The organism is Catenibacterium mitsuokai (genome assembly GCF_025148785.1).
In the GTDB taxonomy this organism is placed as follows: domain Bacteria; phylum Bacillota_I; class Bacilli_A; order Erysipelotrichales; family Coprobacillaceae; genus Catenibacterium; species Catenibacterium mitsuoka.
In genome coordinates this window covers 139,375-156,887 of the sequence record NZ_CP102271.1, presented here as the reverse complement: position 1 = coordinate 156,887, position 17,513 = coordinate 139,375, and the positions used below count along the sequence as shown (strand labels likewise).

Here is a 17,513-nt window from a genome sequence, read left to right as displayed (position 1 = left end):
CCATTCTTTCAACATAAAGAAAAGGTAGTAAAACACTACCTTTAATCTTCAAATAAGCATGCACCATTTGTTTCAATGACATGTTTGTAATAATCAAATGATTTCTTCTTATAACGTTTATAAGTACCATTACCTAGATCATCACAATCTACATAGATGAAACCATAACGTTTAGACATCTGTTTTGTAGATTCGGAAACAATATCAATACATCCCCAAGATGTATAACCCATGAGGTCTACACCATCTTCTACAATCGCATTATACATTTCTTTAAAGTGTGCATCGAAGTAATCAATTCTATACTGATCATCTACAGTACCATTCACTAATTCATCCTTAGCACCTAAACCATTTTCTACTACGAATAATGGCTTTCTATAACGGTCATATAAGTCTACTAAAGAGATTCTTAAACCAATAGGGTCAATCTGCCATCCCCAGTCAGATGATGGAATATATGGATTCTTAATAGCCACATTAGTGTTAGCTGCAGTCTTCTTTAAACCATTGTCATCTTTAGCAACACAGCTAGATGAATAATAAGAGAATGAAACGAAATCAACTGGATATTCTTTCATAATCTTTAAGTCATCTGGTTCCATCTTGATATTGATGCCTTCATTCTTGAATTTAGATAATAAGTATGCTGGATATTCACCAAACACCTGTGTATCACTATAACAATATGTACTTCTCATATCCTGCTGTGCCTGTAAAACATCTTCAGGTTTACATGTATATGGGTAGTAAGTAAGCTTTGTTAACATACAACCTACTTTAGCATCAGGTCTTGCTTCATGTACGATCTTAGTTGCAAGTGCACTCGCTACAAACTGATGATGCATTGCCTGGAAGATGACTTCATTGAAGTTCTTACCTGGGAAACGATCTTTAATAAGTGCACCTGTAGTATATGGGTGTCTGATCATAGAGTCTACTTCATTAAAAGTAAGCCAGTATTTTACTTTATCCTTATATCTATCTACAATCACTTCACAATAACGTACAAACATATCAATAACTTCTCTTGAATACCATCCATCATAATTTAATACAAGATTAATAGGTGGTTCATAGTGAGAAATAGTGACTAATGGTTCAATACCATATTTTAAACATTCATCAAATACATCATCATAGAACTTTAAACCTTCTTCATTAGGTACGGCATCATCACCATTAGGGAAGATTCTTGCCCAGGCAATAGATAAACGGAATACTTTAAAGCCCATTTCTGCGAATAACTTAATATCTTCTTTGTAATGGTGATATCCATCTGCACCATGTCTTTTTGGATAGTATACTTCATCCTGTGTGTTTAATGCTTCTTCGATATCAGCTGTAGTGACTTCATTTTGTTTCTTATAGTCCTGTACATCTACATCTAAATGGCTTCTAGCACAGTCTGAGACAGTAATACCTTTACCGCCTTCCTTCCATCCACCTTCATACTGATTAGCAGCAACAGCACCGCCCCATAAAAATCCTTCTGGAAATTGTTTCATATTATGTGTCCTCTTCTTTCATGTTTATTATACATAGAATCTAAATTAAACATTGATATTTCCTAGAAATGAAAAAAAGAACAGTTTCCTGTTCTTTAGATATCTTCTATTACACCCATGATTTCTAGAATACGATTTAGGTCTTCTGTATCAGAATATTTAAGAGTAATTGTTTTTTCTTCAACCTTTACTTTCGTGCGGAACTTCTTTCTTAGTAAATCTTCCGCATATGTATAAGTTGTATTCTTTTCTTTTTTAGGCGCATTTTTACGTTTCTGAGCAAGTTTATAGCCTCTGACTATATCTTCTACTTGACGTACAGAAAGTTTCTCTTTAATGGCACGATTGGCGATTTTAAGAGCTGTTTCATCATCTAAACCAACTAATGGTCTAACATGTCCCATAGAAAGAATACCTTCTAGAATATACTGCTGGAGCTTTTCATTGATATTAAGAAGTCTTAAAGTATTAGTCACATGTGTTCTTGATTTACCAATACGACCAGCTAATTCTTCTTGAGTCAGATTCATCTTATCCATCATGGCTTTATAAGCTTGTGCTTCTTCAATCGCATTAAGATCTTCTCTCTGAATGTTTTCAAGAAGCGCAATTTCCATCATCTGATCATCAGTAAAGTCTACAATGATTGCAGGTACTTCAGTTAATCCAGCAATATTCGCTCCTCTAAATCTTCTTTCACCAGCTACGATATCATAACCATGAATAGATTTCTTTAATAGAATTGGTTGTAAGATACCATGTTCTTTAATAGACTGTGCTAATTCATTCAACTTATCCTGATCAAAGTGTTTTCTAGGCTGATAAGGATTAGGTCTGATTAAATCAATAGAAACCTTTTCCTGTGAGTATTCATTAGAATTACTTTCAATCGCAGAAATCATTGATTGAAGATCTCCACCAGTAGATGTTGTATCAAAGATTGCATCTAATCCTTTACTTAAGCGTTTTTTCTTATCTGCCATTTCTGCTCACCACCTCTTTCGCAAGTCTTGCGTAAGACTTAGCGCCTTCGCTACGTGAATCATAATCAAAGATTGAAAGACCTGCAGAAGGTGCTTCTGATAACTTTACATTTCTAGGTATCACTGTTTTATAAACTTTGTCTTTAAAGTATTTACGTACTTCCTGTGTTACTTCTACACCTAAATTAGTACGTGAATCAAGCATAGTTAATAACACACCTTCAATTGTAAGATTACGATTAAATACTGACTGTGTTAATAAAATAGTATTTAATAGCTGTGTTAAACCTTCTAGTGCATAATATTCACACTGAACAGGAATTAAGACACTATCCGCAGCTGTGAGGGCATTTGTGTTTAATAAACCTAAGGCAGGTGGACAATCAATGATAATATAATCATATTGATTTCTGACACTATCCATAGCCTTTCTTAAACGTTTTTCCCTTCCCTTTGGTACAGCTGATAATTGTACTTCTACACCCGCTAAGTCAATGCTTGCAGGTGCCACATCTAGATGTGGGATTTCACTATGTTTGATAATTGACTCAATAGGTACTTCATCAATAAGTACATCATAAGTTGTTTTTTCTAAACTAGAACGATCGATTCCAATACCCTGCGTCGCATTAGACTGAGCGTCCATATCTACAAGTAATACTTTCTTCTTCATAAGTGCAAGTGCTGCACATAAATTAATACTAGTGGTTGTTTTTCCTACGCCACCTTTTTGGTTTGTAATTGCGATTACTTTGCCCATCACATAACCTCCTTATTCGCATTCTTAATTATATCATAAAACTCTTTAAACAAAACAAAAAGAATGAGAAGGTATTCACCTTCTCACTATTTTAGTGTACCGATACGTTCTCCCATGAGAACACGTACTTCATCTTCATTTTTTGAGTGACTGAGAATATCTTCATCAATCTCTACTACATCCTTCTTAATGAATAAGACAACCGTACTGCCGCCAAATTCAAAATAGCCTTTTTCTTCACCACGTTTAAATGACTGTTTATGAAGATTTGTAATCTTACCTACCATCATAGCCCCTACTTCCATCTGTACTACATCACCAAAATGTTTTGTATGTAGAACTGTATAGGAACGGCTATTTGTTTTATAGATAGGATAATAATCGCTCGCAATCGGATTAACTGTATGAAATATACCTTTAATAAAGTGATCCTTTTCTGCAGTCCCATCATCTATAAAATGATAGTGATGATAATCATCTACTGTAAGTCTAAATACAAGACATAGACCACCTCTATACTCATCAGCAAGTGTAGGACTCATTAATAAGTCTTCAATTGTATAAAATGAATTCTTGATTTTAAGCTGTAATGAATCTGCAATAGGATAAACAGTCAACTTACTATCACAAGGCGCAATCAATACACTTTCATCCTCGTCAATATGTCTTACACCCTCTTTAATAGTACGTGTAAAGAAATCATTGTAAGAATGATAATTCTGTGATTCATAGAGATTCAAATCGATATTATTCTTCTCTACAAAAGACTTGATTTGTCCTTTAGATAAAGAAGAATTCATAAAAGCCCCACCAAGTTCTGTAATAACAGGCTGAGTGAGTACTTTCAGTAAGCATCTTCCTGCAAGTGATCCGTATAGTTTCTCTAAGAATAAATCCTGAGACTGATCATAATCTAATTTTTCACCATTACGTTTGTATATTGCCATACTAGATTAATACAACACCTTTAATAATTAAAATGATTAATAAAATAATACCAAAGCCTATAAGACCTAATACACCCTTAAAGTCAGGCTTGATTACTTTGATGTTAGCTACGAATAGAATACCTACAACTAGTAGTCCAATTAAATAAACAAACTGAACCTGAGGCACTGAAAGGCATACTGTTAAACAGTAAATCATTGGAAAAATTAGACATGAAGATGTAACAGGTAATCCCTGATAATATTTTCTTTTTTCAGTAGTCTGCTGCTGTCGCATATCCTCCATTACATTAAAATATCCTAGACGAATAACAGCACCAAGAATATATATAATAAAGATGATTAAACAAGGGAAACTTTTGAATCCCATTGAATAGGCAATGATTGCAGGATAAACACCAAAACTGATTAAATCTACAAGAGAATCAATCTGAATACCAAACTTCTTTTCTTCTTCTGTTCTGTCCTTTTTTGAACGTGCAACGATACCATCGAAAGAATCAAAAAAACCACAAAGCATAAGACAGAATAATGCCAAAACATAATTGTGTTCAAATGCGAAGTGAGTTCCGACAATCGCACTGATTAAACTACAATATGTTAGAATGACTGTATAGTTGTAAAAACCAATCATACAATTCACCTTTCCTTCTTTTCTATAATCGGGTTCATTATAGCATGAATGAATATTGAATGATAGTCATTTAAGTTTGTTTCTACAAAATAAAAAATAGCCTATAAAAGGCTATTTTTAAACAAAAAAAAGGACCTGGCAGCTTGCTATTGTCGCGTCTTCACACTATCGTCGCCGTTATGATGCTTAACTTCCGTGTTCGGGATGGGAACGGGTGTGTCCATCATGCTATCGCCGCCAGATCCTCGAGGGATCCCTCAAAACCAGATACGTCATCTCTACTATTCTCTACTCTCTCCAATCTTGGCCAAGTCCTCGGCCTATTAGTACCGCCCCGCTAAGCACATCGCTGCGCTTGCACTCGCGGCCTATCAACCTCGTCGTCTTCGAGGGGCCTTACTTGTCGCCAATGGGAGGTCTCATCTTGGAGGGGGCTTCACGCTTAGATGCCTTCAGCGCTTATCCCGTCCGGACTTGGCTGCCCAGCTGTGCCACTGGCGTGACAACTGGTGCACCATCGGTCCGTCCACCCCGGTCCTCTCGTACTAGGGGCAGCTCTCCTCAAACCTCCTGCGCCCACGACAGATAGGGACCGAACTGTCTCACGACGTTCTGAACCCAGCTCGCGTACCGCTTTAATGGGCGAACAGCCCAACCCTTGGAACCGACTTCAGCTCCAGGATGCGATGAGCCGACATCGAGGTGCCAAACCTCCCCGTCGATGTGAACTCTTGGGGGAGATCAGCCTGTTATCCCCAGGGTAGCTTTTATCCGTTGAGCGACGGCCCTTCCATTCGGATCCGCCGGATCACTAAGCCCGACTTTCGTCCCTGCTCGACCTGTATGTCTCGCAGTCAGACACCCTTATGCCTTTGCACTCTATGCATGGTTTCCATCCATGCTGAGGGTATCTTTGGGCGCCTCCGTTACTCTTTGGGAGGCGACCGCCCCAGTCAAACTGCCCGACTGACACTGTCCCGTGGCCCGTTGCCTCCGGTTAGGACCTAGATGCATGAAGGGTGGTATCCCAACAGCGGCTCCCCGTACGCTGGCGCGCACGGCTCACAGCCTCCCACCTATCCTGTACATCATGCATCCAAGCCCAATGTCAACCTGCAGTGAAGCTCCATGGGGTCTTTCCGTCTAGTCGCGGGCAACCTGCATCTTCACAGGTACTAAGACTTCACCGAGTCTACAGCTGAGACAGCGCCCAAATCGTTACGCCTTTCGTGCGGGTCGGAACTTGCCCGACAAGGAATTTCGCTACCTTAGGACCGTTATAGTTACGGCCGCCGTTTACTGGGGCTTCGGCTCGCTGCTTCGCTTGCGCTGACAGCTCCCCTTGACCTTCCAGCACCGGGCAGGCGTCACCCCCTATACTTCGGCTTGCGCCTTCGCAGAGAGCTGTGTTTTTGGTAAACAGTCGCTTGGGCCGTTTTACTGCGGCTCCATTTCTGGAGCACCCCTTCTCCCTAAGTTACGGGGTCATTTTGCAGAGTTCCTTAGCTATAGTTCTCTCGCTCACCTCAGGATTCTCTCCTTGCCCATGTGTGTCCATTTTCGGTACGGGCCGATGCGTGTTGTGCTAGAAGCTTTTCCTGGAAGCCTGCTCTCAGCTTTTCCGTACTTGCCGCAGCTTTCCGTATGCTTCGCGCCTTCCCCCTGCGCGCACCGGATTTCCCTGGTGCGCAGGTATCTCGCTTGCCCCAGCTATTCCAGCAGCTGGTTGCCTGAGCCTTCTCCGTCACTCCATCGCCACACATCGGGTACGGGAATATCCACCCGTCGTCCATCGGCTACGCCTTTCGGCCTCGCCTTAGGTCCCGACTATCCCAGAGAGGACGAGCCTTCCTCTGGAGACCTTGGGCCATCGGTGCGTGGGATTCTCACCCACGTGCCGCTACTCACGCCGGCATTCTCTCTTCCATGCGCTCCACATGCCCTCTCGGTCATGCTTCTCCGCTGCATGCAATGCTCCCCTACCACATTCCTGTCCATAGCTTCGGTGTCATGCTTAGCCCCGGTAAATTATCGGCGCAGAGTCATTCGACTAGTGAGCTGTTACGCACTCTTTGAAGGATGGCTGCTTCTGAGCCAACCTCCTAGTTGTCTGCACGTCTCCACTTCCTTTTCCACTTAGCATGCACTTTGGGACCTTAGCTGATGGTCTGGGCTGTTTCCCTCTTGACGACGGACCTTATCACTCGCCGTCTGACTGCCGCAGATGACACCGTGACATTCGGAGTTTGATTATGCTCAGTACCGCGGGATGCGGCCATCGCATATTCAGTGCTCTACCTTCACGGCTCTCTCGCTGCGACGCTAGCCCTAAAGCTATTTCGGGGAGAACCAGCTATCTCCGGGTTCGATTGGAATTTCACCCCTAGCCACAAGTCATCCGCCAACGTTTCAACGGGGGTCGGTTCGGTCCTCCATCGGGTCTCACCCCGACTTCAACCTGCTCATGGCTAGATCACCCGGTTTCGGGTCCACGACCTCAGACTATGTCGCCCTGTTAAGACTCGCTTTCGCTGCGGCTCCGCATCTCCTGCTTAACCTCGCCTGCTGATCGTGACTCGCCGGCTCATTCTACAAAAGGCACGCCATCACCCTTTGACGGGCTCTGACTTCTTGTGGGCATGCGGTTTCAGGTTCTCTTTCACTCCCCTCCCGGGGTTCTTTTCACCTTTCCCTCACGGTACTGGTTCGCTATCGGTCACAGAGTAGTGTTTAGCCTTTCGGGATGGTCCCCGATGATTCCGGCAGGATTCCACGTGCCCCGCCGTACTCAGGTGCCGCCTCGATCCATGTCGAGCCTTCGGATACGGGTCTCTCACCCTCTGCGGATCCCCTTCCCATGGGATTCTCCTGACTCTTCATGTCATCTTTCTCGGCGGTCCTACAACCCCGGACTATGTCCGGTTTGGGCTCCTCCGCTTTCGCTCGCCGCTACTTACGGAATCGACTTCTCTTTCTCTTCCTGCAGGTACTTAGATGTTTCAGTTCCCTGCGTATTGCCCCGTCATGACGGTCGTCATGCGGTCTCCGCTTCGAAAGCGGAGGGGTTTCCCCATTCGGATATCGGCGGGTCATCGCGTGCTTACCGCTCGCCGCCGCATTTCGCTGTTCGCTGCGTCCTTCATCGCCTCTCTGTGCCCAGGCATTCTCCGTACGCCCTTTCTTCCTTGACCTTGTGATTGGTTCTCTTTAGTTCGCTTGAGTATTTCTGTTCTTAGTATTTTTTGCCTTCAGACCAGATGTACTAGACCTTCTTATCTTTGTTTGATTTCTCGATCTCACTTACATCTTATCTTTGTGTGCAGAAAGTTTTTAAAACTTTCCATTTGATGATCATATCTGATTTTCAAGGATCTCTCCTGAGTGCCAGAGCACTCAAAACTGAACATTACACGTCTGTCTCCCTAGAAAGGAGGTGATCCATCCCCACGTTCCCGTAGGGATACCTTGTTACGACTTCACCCCAATCATCAGCCCCACCTTAGACAGCTCCCTCCCTTGCGGGTTGGGCCGCCGGCTTCGGGTGTTGCCAACTCTCATGGTGTGACGGGCGGTGTGTACAAGGCCCGAGAACGTATTCACCGCGGCATGCTGATCCGCGATTACTAGCGATTCCGGCTTCGTGCAGTCGAGTTGCAGACTGCAGTCCGAACTGGGAACGGGTTTCTGGGGTCCGCTCCGGCTCGCGCCTTCGCTTCCCTCTGTCCCGTCCATTGTAGCACGTGTGTGGCCCAGGTCATAAGGGGCATGATGATTTGACGTCATCCCCGCCTTCCTCCTCCTTGCAGAGGCAGTCTCGCCAGAGTCCCCAACTCAATGATGGTAACTGGCGACAGGGGTTGCGCTCGTTGCGGGACTTAACCCAACATCTCACGACACGAGCTGACGACAACCATGCACCACCTGTCTTCTCTATAGCTATGAGGATGTCTCCATCCCTTTTAGATCGATGTCAAGACCTGGTAAGGTTCTTCGCGTTGCTTCGAATTAAACCACATGCTCCACCGCTTGTGCGGGCCCCCGTCAATTCCTTTGAGTTTCATTCTTGCGAACGTACTACTCAGGCGGGTCACTTATTGCGTTGACTGCAGCACCGGGGTTTGACCCCCGACACTTAGTGACCATCGTTTACGGCGTGGACTACTAGGGTATCTAATCCTATTTGCTCCCCACGCTTTCGGGAATGAGCGTCAGTTGCGGCCCAGACCGTCGCCTTCGCCACTGGTGTTCCTCCATATATCTACGCATTTCACCGCTACACATGGAATTCCACGATCCTCTTCCGCACTCTAGCCGCCCGGTTTCCATGGCTTACCGAAGTTTAGCTTCGGTCTTTCACCACAGACCCTTGCGGCCGCCTGCTCCCTCTTTACGCCCAATGATTCCGGATAACGCTCGCCACCTACGTATTACCGCGGCTGCTGGCACGTAGTTAGCCGTGGCTTTCTGGTAAAGTACCGTCACTCGCACACCATTTCCTGTGTCCGACGTTCTTCCTTTACAACAGAGCTTTACGACCCGAAGGCCTTCTTCGCTCACGCGGCGTTGCTCGGTCAGGGTTTCCCCCATTGCCGAAAATTCCCTACTGCTGCCTCCCGTAGGAGTCTGGGCCGTGTCTCAGTCCCAATGTGGCCGTCCGCCCTCTCAGGCCGGCTACGCATCGTTGCCTTGGTGGGCCGTTGCCCCGCCAACTAGCTAATGCGCCATAGGTCCATCCCTGCGCTATCCCGTGAAGGATATTTGGCATGAGCTCCATGCGGTGCTCATGGCTATGCGGTATTAGCAGGAGTTTCCTCCTGTTATCCCCCGCACAGGGGCAGGTTACCTATGTATTACTCACCCGTTCGCCACTCATCTTCCGAAGAAGATTCGTTCGACTTGCATGTATTAGGCACGCCGCCAGCGTTCATCCTGAGCCAGGATCAAACTCTCCACGAAAATATGTGAAGAGCTGATGTTCAGCTCATCAATTAAATGTTTTCAAATAAATCTGACGTGTATCTGTTCAGTTTTCAATGTTCTGTCTCAGCCCGTCTCCCGGACTGCCTGTCTATAATACCTAAAATATCGAAACTTGTAAAGTGTTTTTTGAATATTTTTTGATTTTTTTATAAAAAATATTCAAAATCTCTTATATTGTTTATTTTTATCAAAAAAGGCTATCTTATCATATGAGACAGCCCTGTTTAATAGTTTAATGTGTTTTATTTTGTTCAGTATATTCTACAATACGTTGTGCTAGTTCCATGATGGATTCAAAGTTTTCAGCACCACCAATAAATCCTCCTGGATGAATAAAGCGTGCACCTTCGACTCCAGTAAGATCTACTAATTCTTGATCACGTTTCCCACACCACTCTTCAGGTACTTTGATACGTGTATCAAAGCTTGCTGGTGATAGAGGAACTCCCTGAAAGTTCCATCCTCCTCTCTGAGAAGGGAACACAGTTAAATAGATATCATTCACTTTATTGCTTTCTGATTTAAGTAATGTACCTTTCCATGGGACAAACTGTTCTAGAATCATAATATGATGTTCTGATAAGTCAATTTGTGCTTCAACATAATCCATTCCTTGAATTCTACTAACTTCTGAATGAATGCAGGTATCAAATATCTCTTTAAGTAACGGTTCACCATTTTTATGATAATGTTCCATTAAGATGGCGAGCTGTTCTACTGGATAAGCAGTGATTTCATCTGTTTCTTCACGTTCAAAAGAAAGTGGCTGCACAAACATCTTATTCACATCATATACACCTAATTCTGCATGTTTACTTGATTTATTATAATAAGTGATGATTTCTTCACCATATTCTTTCCACATATCTATGGCATCACCTTCTTCATTAAAGATGAAACAATTCGCTTCATTGGCTTTATCTAAGACAATTTTCTTCATCACCTGATCTAACCAGTCATAACCATCATCCCAATCAAGTTCATTATTATTATAAACATCCTTTAAATATTCAATATATACATGAAATACCGTTCTCATGAAATCAACCGATTTTAAAAATGCTTCGTCTCCACTAATAGGTGAATTCCAGAAAGGGTTACTAATAGAAATAACAGATGAAATAGTCATGGAAATGCGTTCACCTTCTCCATTATCCAATGCATCAATAGGCATGATGATCTGATCATCTATATCATAAAAATAATCTTCTAGGTAATCTTGGATTCCTAACTTCTCCAAAATCTGTATTCCATAATCACGCCAAATAAGACCTACAGAAGAATAAGCAATCCCATTATCTCTTCTTACTTTATCATCCTGATGATGATCATACTTTCCTAAACCAATATCATAGACAAATGCATCTGTATCTTTTTCATCAATTTCTGCAACTCTTGCAAGTGGAATATCTTCATATAATATTTCTAATAGGACTGTCGCCATAACATCATCTGCATGAAATGATCCTGCATGAGTTATAAACTTTGCATCCTTTTCTTCTACTATCGTAATCATACTATCTCCTTATGTGCTCTTATATAATCATATCATTCTTATCTAAAATTTACACTAAGAAAAAAAGCCCTCCTGAAGGAAGGCATAAAAAAAAGGACCTGGCAGCTTGCTATTGTCGCGTCTTCACACTATCGTCGCCGTTATGATGCTTAACTTCCGTGTTCGGGATGGGAACGGGTGTGTCCATCATGCTATCGCCGCCAGATCCTCGAGGGATCCCTCAAAACCAGATACGTCATCTCTACTAGTCTCTACTCTTTCCAATCTTGGCCAAGTCCTCGGCCTATTAGTACCGCCCCGCTAAGCACATCGCTGCGCTTGCACTCGCGGCCTATCAACCTCGTCGTCTTCGAGGGGCCTTACTTGTCGCCAATGGGAGGTCTCATCTTGGAGGGGGCTTCACGCTTAGATGCCTTCAGCGCTTATCCCGTCCGGACTTGGCTGCCCAGCTGTGCCACTGGCGTGACAACTGGTGCACCATCGGTCCGTCCACCCCGGTCCTCTCGTACTAGGGGCAGCTCTCCTCAAACCTCCTGCGCCCACGACAGATAGGGACCGAACTGTCTCACGACGTTCTGAACCCAGCTCGCGTACCGCTTTAATGGGCGAACAGCCCAACCCTTGGAACCGACTTCAGCTCCAGGATGCGATGAGCCGACATCGAGGTGCCAAACCTCCCCGTCGATGTGAACTCTTGGGGGAGATCAGCCTGTTATCCCCAGGGTAGCTTTTATCCGTTGAGCGACGGCCCTTCCATTCGGATCCGCCGGATCACTAAGCCCGACTTTCGTCCCTGCTCGACCTGTATGTCTCGCAGTCAGACACCCTTATGCCTTTGCACTCTATGCATGGTTTCCATCCATGCTGAGGGTATCTTTGGGCGCCTCCGTTACTCTTTGGGAGGCGACCGCCCCAGTCAAACTGCCCGACTGACACTGTCCCGTGGCCCGTTGCCTCCGGTTAGGACCTAGATGCATGAAGGGTGGTATCCCAACAGCGGCTCCCCGTACGCTGGCGCGCACGGCTCACAGCCTCCCACCTATCCTGTACATCATGCATCCAAGCCCAATGTCAACCTGCAGTGAAGCTCCATGGGGTCTTTCCGTCTAGTCGCGGGCAACCTGCATCTTCACAGGTACTAAGACTTCACCGAGTCTACAGCTGAGACAGCGCCCAAATCGTTACGCCTTTCGTGCGGGTCGGAACTTGCCCGACAAGGAATTTCGCTACCTTAGGACCGTTATAGTTACGGCCGCCGTTTACTGGGGCTTCGGCTCGCTGCTTCGCTTGCGCTGACAGCTCCCCTTGACCTTCCAGCACCGGGCAGGCGTCACCCCCTATACTTCGGCTTGCGCCTTCGCAGAGAGCTGTGTTTTTGGTAAACAGTCGCTTGGGCCGTTTTACTGCGGCTCCATTTCTGGAGCACCCCTTCTCCCTAAGTTACGGGGTCATTTTGCAGAGTTCCTTAGCTATAGTTCTCTCGCTCACCTCAGGATTCTCTCCTTGCCCATGTGTGTCCATTTTCGGTACGGGCCGATGCGTGTTGTGCTAGAAGCTTTTCCTGGAAGCCTGCTCTCAGCTTTTCCGTACTTGCCGCAGCTTTCCGTATGCTTCGCGCCTTCCCCCTGCGCGCACCGGATTTCCCTGGTGCGCAGGTATCTCGCTTGCCCCAGCTATTCCAGCAGCTGGTTGCCTGAGCCTTCTCCGTCACTCCATCGCCACACATCGGGTACGGGAATATCCACCCGTCGTCCATCGGCTACGCCTTTCGGCCTCGCCTTAGGTCCCGACTATCCCAGAGAGGACGAGCCTTCCTCTGGAGACCTTGGGCCATCGGTGCGTGGGATTCTCACCCACGTGCCGCTACTCACGCCGGCATTCTCTCTTCCATGCGCTCCACATGCCCTCTCGGTCATGCTTCTCCGCTGCATGCAATGCTCCCCTACCACATTCCTGTCCATAGCTTCGGTGTCATGCTTAGCCCCGGTAAATTATCGGCGCAGAGTCATTCGACTAGTGAGCTGTTACGCACTCTTTGAAGGATGGCTGCTTCTGAGCCAACCTCCTAGTTGTCTGCACGTCTCCACTTCCTTTTCCACTTAGCATGCACTTTGGGACCTTAGCTGATGGTCTGGGCTGTTTCCCTCTTGACGACGGACCTTATCACTCGCCGTCTGACTGCCGCAGATGACACCGTGACATTCGGAGTTTGATTATGCTCAGTACCGCGGGATGCGGCCATCGCATATTCAGTGCTCTACCTTCACGGCTCTCTCGCTGCGACGCTAGCCCTAAAGCTATTTCGGGGAGAACCAGCTATCTCCGGGTTCGATTGGAATTTCACCCCTAGCCACAAGTCATCCGCCAACGTTTCAACGGGGGTCGGTTCGGTCCTCCATCGGGTCTCACCCCGACTTCAACCTGCTCATGGCTAGATCACCCGGTTTCGGGTCCACGACCTCAGACTATGTCGCCCTGTTAAGACTCGCTTTCGCTGCGGCTCCGCATCTCCTGCTTAACCTCGCCTGCTGATCGTGACTCGCCGGCTCATTCTACAAAAGGCACGCCATCACCCTTTGACGGGCTCTGACTTCTTGTGGGCATGCGGTTTCAGGTTCTCTTTCACTCCCCTCCCGGGGTTCTTTTCACCTTTCCCTCACGGTACTGGTTCGCTATCGGTCACAGAGTAGTGTTTAGCCTTTCGGGATGGTCCCCGATGATTCCGGCAGGATTCCACGTGCCCCGCCGTACTCAGGTGCCGCCTCGATCCATGTCGAGCCTTCGGATACGGGTCTCTCACCCTCTGCGGATCCCCTTCCCATGGGATTCTCCTGACTCTTCATGTCATCTTTCTCGGCGGTCCTACAACCCCGGACTATGTCCGGTTTGGGCTCCTCCGCTTTCGCTCGCCGCTACTTACGGAATCGACTTCTCTTTCTCTTCCTGCAGGTACTTAGATGTTTCAGTTCCCTGCGTATTGCCCCGTCATGACGGTCGTCATGCGGTCTCCGCTTCGAAAGCGGAGGGGTTTCCCCATTCGGATATCGGCGGGTCATCGCGTGCTTACCGCTCGCCGCCGCATTTCGCTGTTCGCTGCGTCCTTCATCGCCTCTCTGTGCCCAGGCATTCTCCGTACGCCCTTTCTTCCTTGACCTTGTGATTGGTTCTCTTTAGTTCGCTTGAGTATTTCTGTTCTTAGTATTTTTTGCCTTCAGACCAGATGTACTAGACCTTCTTATCTTTGTTTGATTTCTCGATCTCACTTACATCTTATCTTTGTGTGCAGAAAGTTTTTAAAACTTTCCATTTGATGATCATATCTGATTTTCAAGGATCTCTCCTGAGTGCCAGAGCACTCAAAACTGAACATTACACGTCTGTCTCCCTAGAAAGGAGGTGATCCATCCCCACGTTCCCGTAGGGATACCTTGTTACGACTTCACCCCAATCATCAGCCCCACCTTAGACAGCTCCCTCCCTTGCGGGTTGGGCCGCCGGCTTCGGGTGTTGCCAACTCTCATGGTGTGACGGGCGGTGTGTACAAGGCCCGAGAACGTATTCACCGCGGCATGCTGATCCGCGATTACTAGCGATTCCGGCTTCGTGCAGTCGAGTTGCAGACTGCAGTCCGAACTGGGAACGGGTTTCTGGGGTCCGCTCCGGCTCGCGCCTTCGCTTCCCTCTGTCCCGTCCATTGTAGCACGTGTGTGGCCCAGGTCATAAGGGGCATGATGATTTGACGTCATCCCCGCCTTCCTCCTCCTTGCAGAGGCAGTCTCGCCAGAGTCCCCAACTCAATGATGGTAACTGGCGACAGGGGTTGCGCTCGTTGCGGGACTTAACCCAACATCTCACGACACGAGCTGACGACAACCATGCACCACCTGTCTTCTCTATAGCTATGAGGATGTCTCCATCCCTTTTAGATCGATGTCAAGACCTGGTAAGGTTCTTCGCGTTGCTTCGAATTAAACCACATGCTCCACCGCTTGTGCGGGCCCCCGTCAATTCCTTTGAGTTTCATTCTTGCGAACGTACTACTCAGGCGGGTCACTTATTGCGTTGACTGCAGCACCGGGGTTTGACCCCCGACACTTAGTGACCATCGTTTACGGCGTGGACTACTAGGGTATCTAATCCTATTTGCTCCCCACGCTTTCGGGAATGAGCGTCAGTTGCGGCCCAGACCGTCGCCTTCGCCACTGGTGTTCCTCCATATATCTACGCATTTCACCGCTACACATGGAATTCCACGATCCTCTTCCGCACTCTAGCCGCCCGGTTTCCATGGCTTACCGAAGTTTAGCTTCGGTCTTTCACCACAGACCCTTGCGGCCGCCTGCTCCCTCTTTACGCCCAATGATTCCGGATAACGCTCGCCACCTACGTATTACCGCGGCTGCTGGCACGTAGTTAGCCGTGGCTTTCTGGTAAAGTACCGTCACTCGCACACCATTTCCTGTGTCCGACGTTCTTCCTTTACAACAGAGCTTTACGACCCGAAGGCCTTCTTCGCTCACGCGGCGTTGCTCGGTCAGGGTTTCCCCCATTGCCGAAAATTCCCTACTGCTGCCTCCCGTAGGAGTCTGGGCCGTGTCTCAGTCCCAATGTGGCCGTCCGCCCTCTCAGGCCGGCTACGCATCGTTGCCTTGGTGGGCCGTTGCCCCGCCAACTAGCTAATGCGCCATAGGTCCATCCCTGCGCTATCCCGTAAAGGATATTTGGCATGAGCTCCATGCGGTGCTCATGGCTATGCGGTATTAGCAGGAGTTTCCTCCTGTTATCCCCCGCACAGGGGCAGGTTACCTATGTATTACTCACCCGTTCGCCACTCATCTTCCGAAGAAGATTCGTTCGACTTGCATGTATTAGGCACGCCGCCAGCGTTCATCCTGAGCCAGGATCAAACTCTCCACGAAAATATGTGAAGAGCTGATGTTCAGCTCATCAATTAAATGTTTTCAAATAAATCTGACGTGTATCTGTTCAGTTTTCAATGTTCTGTCTCAGCCCGTCTCCCGGACTGCCTGTCTATAATACCTAAAATATCGGTGCTTGTAAAGTGTTTTTTGAAGAAAATTCAAAAAAATTATTTTTCTTATTTTATATCCTGTTTTTATGCCTGAATATTATAAAAAGCATGCATTATGGATTGCATGCCTTACAAGGAATATAGCCTTCATTTTGTGCTTCCTGTGAAGAACTAAAATAGACTTTATTCTTATCACTGATCGTTTTTACATACTGACAATCTTCTCTATGATACTTCTTAGTATTTTTAGATCCTATATATTGTGTTGTTTGAGTAGTCGTGATTTCTTCTTTACCATTAAAGGTCAATTTATTCTTCTTAGAAATACAACGGATTGTACCTAATTCATCCGTACGATAGACCACCATATTATATCTAGAGAATCTCTGTAATGCTTCCTTATGAGGATGACCATACATATTGTCTTTACCGCAAGACACTACGACATAACTTGCCTTCATTCTAGATAACAGATTATCGCTGTTTGAATAAGCTGAACCATGATGACCTGCTTGGAATACATCACATTGTACTTTGTTTAGTTTCTTTTCCATTGATTCTGCAGCATCACCAGTAAAGACAAAACGATGATAACCATCATCATATCTCATACATAAAGATGAGTCATTATTGTTCTGTGCCCCTTCACCTACGCCAATAAATTCAATAGAACCTACACCTACCTGAAAGGTATCTCCTACCTTAGGCACAGTAATTTTCTTTTTCTTCTCTTTAATCGTATTTAATAGTTTCATATATGTATAAGAAGAAGAGGTTCTACTAGACATATATATCTTTTTTACATTTAACAGATAAATAATATTCTTTGCATCATTTATATGATCCGCATCACAATGCGTTAAAATCAAAGCATCAAGTGTATTGATAGAGTGTTCTTTTAAATAATTCAAGCTGGCATTTTCATATCCATCACCATGTCCTGCATCAATAAGAACCGTTTGGTTATTATTTTGAATAAGTGTTGAATCTCCCTGCCCTACATTAATATAAGTGACTTGAGATTTAATATTGTTTGATACTTCTTTATTCGGTGTAGAAGTTGTACTACAACCCGTGATAAGTATCATTGATAAGAATATACTAAATAGCTTCTTCATAAATTCCTCCTGTCACTCATTATAGACAACTATTT

At 45.8% G+C, this 17,513-nt stretch carries 7 protein-coding genes and 6 rRNA genes; all 13 read right to left on the bottom strand.

Translation table 11 applies throughout. The features are described 5' to 3' along the window. Window positions 1-41: 41 nt before the first annotated feature. Complete coding sequence (locus tag NQ499_RS00780; protein ID WP_006505617.1) at window positions 42-1,508, bottom strand: family 1 glycosylhydrolase; 1,467 nt, start codon at window positions 1,506-1,508, stop codon at window positions 42-44. Between the two features lie 95 nt (window positions 1,509-1,603). Continuing rightward, a complete protein-coding gene (locus tag NQ499_RS00775; RefSeq protein ID WP_006505618.1) occupies window positions 1,604-2,491 on the bottom strand; it encodes a ParB/RepB/Spo0J family partition protein in 888 nt (295 codons plus the stop codon). Continuing rightward, window positions 2,481-3,251 (bottom strand): ParA family protein, encoded by a 771-nt coding sequence (locus tag NQ499_RS00770; protein WP_006505619.1) that lies wholly within the window; start codon window positions 3,249-3,251, stop codon window positions 2,481-2,483. The genes NQ499_RS00775 and NQ499_RS00770 overlap by 11 nt, the downstream gene beginning before the upstream one ends. Window positions 3,252-3,337: 86 nt before the next feature. Then, entirely contained in the window at window positions 3,338-4,198 is an 861-nt protein-coding gene (locus NQ499_RS00765; protein ID WP_006505620.1) for a phosphatidylserine decarboxylase, read from the bottom strand. A 1-nt stretch (window position 4,199) separates the two neighbouring features. After that, window positions 4,200-4,832, bottom strand: coding sequence for a CDP-alcohol phosphatidyltransferase family protein (locus tag NQ499_RS00760; protein WP_006505621.1), 633 nt, complete (start codon window positions 4,830-4,832; stop codon window positions 4,200-4,202). A 133-nt stretch (window positions 4,833-4,965) separates the two neighbouring features. Beyond that, a 5S ribosomal RNA gene (gene rrf, locus NQ499_RS00755) occupies window positions 4,966-5,074 on the bottom strand. A 61-nt stretch (window positions 5,075-5,135) separates the two neighbouring features. Next, window positions 5,136-8,023, bottom strand: a 23S ribosomal RNA gene (locus NQ499_RS00750). Window positions 8,024-8,258: 235 nt separating this feature from the next. Next, window positions 8,259-9,788 (bottom strand): 16S ribosomal RNA (locus tag NQ499_RS00745). A gap of 256 nt (window positions 9,789-10,044) precedes the next feature. Further along, window positions 10,045-11,328 (bottom strand): MYG1 family protein, encoded by a 1,284-nt coding sequence (locus NQ499_RS00740; protein ID WP_006504665.1) that lies wholly within the window; start codon window positions 11,326-11,328, stop codon window positions 10,045-10,047. A 96-nt stretch (window positions 11,329-11,424) separates the two neighbouring features. Then, window positions 11,425-11,533, bottom strand: a 5S ribosomal RNA gene (gene rrf, locus NQ499_RS00735). A 61-nt stretch (window positions 11,534-11,594) separates the two neighbouring features. After that, window positions 11,595-14,482, bottom strand: a 23S ribosomal RNA gene (locus NQ499_RS00730). Between the two features lie 235 nt (window positions 14,483-14,717). Next, window positions 14,718-16,247: ribosomal RNA gene (locus NQ499_RS00725) — 16S ribosomal RNA — on the bottom strand. The 16S, 23S and 5S rRNA genes sit together here, the layout of an rRNA operon. Window positions 16,248-16,473: 226 nt before the next feature. Beyond that, the gene (locus NQ499_RS00720) at window positions 16,474-17,478 is read right to left on the bottom strand and encodes an MBL fold metallo-hydrolase (protein ID WP_006504817.1); all 1,005 of its coding nucleotides are present in this window, start codon (window positions 17,476-17,478) and stop codon (window positions 16,474-16,476) included. Window positions 17,479-17,513: the final 35 nt, after the last annotated feature.